This window comes from Kitasatospora sp. NPDC048296, from assembly GCF_043201815.1.
In the GTDB taxonomy this organism is placed as follows: domain Bacteria; phylum Actinomycetota; class Actinomycetes; order Streptomycetales; family Streptomycetaceae; genus Kitasatospora.
In genome coordinates, this window is sequence record NZ_JBICZB010000020.1 from 1 (window position 1) to 3,020 (window position 3,020).

At 73.4% G+C, this 3,020-nt stretch carries 1 protein-coding gene and 1 pseudogene; one reads left to right on the plus strand and one right to left on the minus strand.

Going from position 1 to position 3,020, the window contains the following annotated elements:
* Positions 1-88 precede the first annotated feature (88 nt).
* A pseudogene (locus tag ACGF12_RS14690) lies at positions 89-394 on the minus strand (ISAzo13 family transposase); the annotation flags it as partial.
* On the opposite strand from ACGF12_RS14690, the gene ACGF12_RS14695 reads away from it, so the two are divergent.
* Entirely contained in the window at positions 323-2,959 is a 2,637-nt protein-coding gene (locus ACGF12_RS14695; protein ID WP_393028754.1) for an SDR family NAD(P)-dependent oxidoreductase, read from the plus strand. The pseudogene ACGF12_RS14690 and the gene ACGF12_RS14695 overlap by 72 nt on opposite strands.
* Positions 2,960-3,020 lie beyond the last annotated feature (61 nt).

The window sequence follows — 3,020 nt, forward strand, 5'->3', positions numbered from 1 at the left end:
ACCGCCAGGACATCATCCGGGATCGCCACAGCAGCTCATCTACCATGCCGATCCGTGGAGTTAACCCGAAACCAGCAGTAGTTTCCTTACGGGTCGCTATCTTGTTCCACTTCGATGTGCCAGGTGGGAAGTGGCAGACCGTGATCTCGAGCCCGCTCTCCTGCGCGAAGGCGTGCAGGTGCTTCTTCCAGGTCCAGCGGCGGGGATCGTTGGAACCGCCGGAATCGGCGGTGATCAGCAGCCGGGTGGCGTCCGGGTGGTCGGCTTGTCCGCGGTGCTGCCACCAGCGGCGGATGGACTCCACCGCGAACTCGGCGGTGTCATGGTCGGTTCCGACGTTGACCCAGCCGCTGTTGTGGGCAATGTCGTAGACCTGGTGCCGAGCCTGCACTCCGGCGACCTCAACCCGCACATCGACTTCGAGCGCGCCCCGGTCCGGGTGCAGCGGGAGCTGGCGCCGTGGCACCGCCCGACCCTGGAGATCGACGGGAAGCGGCGAACGTTCCCGCGGATCGCCGGCGTGTCCGCGTTCGGCGCCGGCGGCTCGAACGCCCACGTCGTCATCGCCGAGTTCCGGCCGGAGCGGTCCGACTCCCGCCCGACGCTGCCTGCCCCCGACGGCCGGCCGGCCCTGCTGGTGCTCTCCGCCCAGAGCGAGGCCCAACTCGTCCAGCAGGCAGAGCGGTTGGCCGCGCGGCTGGCGGATCTCACCGAGGCGGACCTCCCCGACGTCGCCTGGACCCTGCAGATCGGGCGGATGGCGTTGGAGGAGCGACTCGCCCTCGCCGTGACCTCACTGGACGACGCCAGGGCCCAGCTGGCGGCGTTCGTCTCCGACCCGCAGCGGCCGAGCAGTTGGCTGCGCGGCACCGCCCACCCCGGCCGGCGGGCGTCGGACGGGACGGCCGAACGGGCGCTGCGTGCTGCCGCGGCCGACTGGGCCGACCGCGGTGAATACGACGGCCTGCTGCGCCTGTGGGCCGGCGGCGCCTCGGTGAACTGGGAGACCCTCCACCCGACGGCCCTGCCCGCGCGGCGGATCTCCCTGCCCGGGTACCCCTTCGCCCCTGACCGCTGCTGGTACGACTTGGACCTCGGCGGCGGGCCGGAGAAGCCGTTGGCCGATGTCGCCGTGTCAGTGGCGAGCCCCGGTGAGCCGGCGGCGGAGGGGTCGCTCCCTCCCGTGGTAGACCTCGGTGTCGTCCGGGAGCAGCAGCCCGCCGACGTGACCGCACTCGTGCCGGTCCCGGAACCCGACAGGCCTGCCGCCGAGCCCGGTGAGGTGTTGCTGTTGCGGCCCGGTTGGGTCGCGCGGGGCGGTGAACCGGCGGGCGCCGCAAGGGTGTTCGCCGAGCGTCACGTCGTGGTGCTCGGCCGGCCGGAGGCCGGGGAGTACGACGGGTTGCGGGCCGCGCTGCCGGCGGGCACCGCCTGTCATCTCGTGGCCGTCGACGACGGGCCGCTGGACGGCCGGTACGACGAGGTCGTCGGACGGGTGTTCGCGCTGCTCCGGGACGTCCTGCGGGGCGGTGTGCGGCGCCCGGTGCTGGTGCAGGTGGTGCTGGTCGGGTCCGCCGGCACGGACACCGAACGGGAGCGGCTGGCCTGCTTCGGCGGGGTGGCCGGTCTGCTGAAGACCGCCCACCAGGAGAACCCGTTCCTGCACGCGCAGTACGTCGAGTGCCTCGACGGCGCGCCGGTCGCGGTCCTCGCCGGCCGGCTCGAGCACGAGGCGGCGCTGGAGACCGAGCCGGAGGTGCGCTACCGCGACGGCCGGCGCCTGGTGGCCCGGCCGACCCGGGAGGACCTGCCCGGCACCGCCGCCTCGCCGTGGCAGGACGGCGGTGTCTACCTGATCACCGGCGGCGCCGGGGGACTCGGGCGGATCGTGGCGCGGGAGATCGGCGCCTCGGTGAGCAACGCCACCGTGGTCCTGACCGGCCGGTCGCCGCTGGACGAGCAGCGGCGGCGCGAGCTGAACGCCCTGCGCGCCGGCGGCCTCACCGTCGACTACCAGCGCGCCGACGTGGCCGACCGGGACGCGGTGGCCCGGTTGTTCGACGACATCGCGGACAACCACGGGCCGTTGACCGGCATCGTGCACAGCGCGGGCCTGGTCGCCGACGACTACCTGATCCGCAAGGACCCCGAGCAGCTCGCCCGGGTGCTGGCACCGAAGGTGCGAGGCCTGGTCAACCTCGACGAACTGAGCCGCGACCTGCCGCTGCGGGCCTTCGTCTGCTTCTCCTCCGTCTCCGGCGCGTTCGGCAACGCCGGCCAGGGCGACTACGCCGCCGCCAACGCCTTCATGGACGCCTACGCCGCCTACCGCGACCGGCTCGTCCGCACCGGCGCGCGCAGCGGGACCACGGTCTCCGTCAACTGGCCGCTCTGGGAGGAGGGCGGCATCGGCGGCACCGCCGTCCGGGAGAACCTGCGCACCCTCGGCCTGCTCCCCCTGGACACCCCCCGCGCCGTGACCGCCCTCCGACACGCCATGGCCCCCGAGGACACCGGCCCCACCCGGAGCAGGCTCACCGTCCTGGTGGGCGGACGCGAGGAGTTGCGGGCCCGGTTCGCCGGTGACCAGCCGCAGGGCGGGTCCGCCACCCACCCGGCCCGGGACGCGTCCACCGCGGCTCCGGTCACCGAAATCGACCCGATCGTGCCGCCGGACGACGTCGCTGGCCAGGCCCTGGTGGAGGAGGCGACCGGTCACCTGCGGCGACTGGTGGCGTCGTCGCTCAAGCTCGCCCCCGAACGGCTGTCTCCGGACGCCGCGTTGGAACGGTACGGCATGGACTCCGTCATCGCGGTCGGCGTGATCGCGGAACTGGAGAAGGCCTTCGGACCGCTGCCCCGGACCCTCCTGCTGGAGGTCGAAACCGTCCGCGAGCTGGCCCGCTACTTCGCCACCGACCACCCGCAGGCGCTGCGCGCGCTGCTGATCTCAGCCTGACCGTGCGGAAACCGAGTCAGGTCCGCACCGCTGCCAGGAACCACCGGAAGGGGAGCACGGC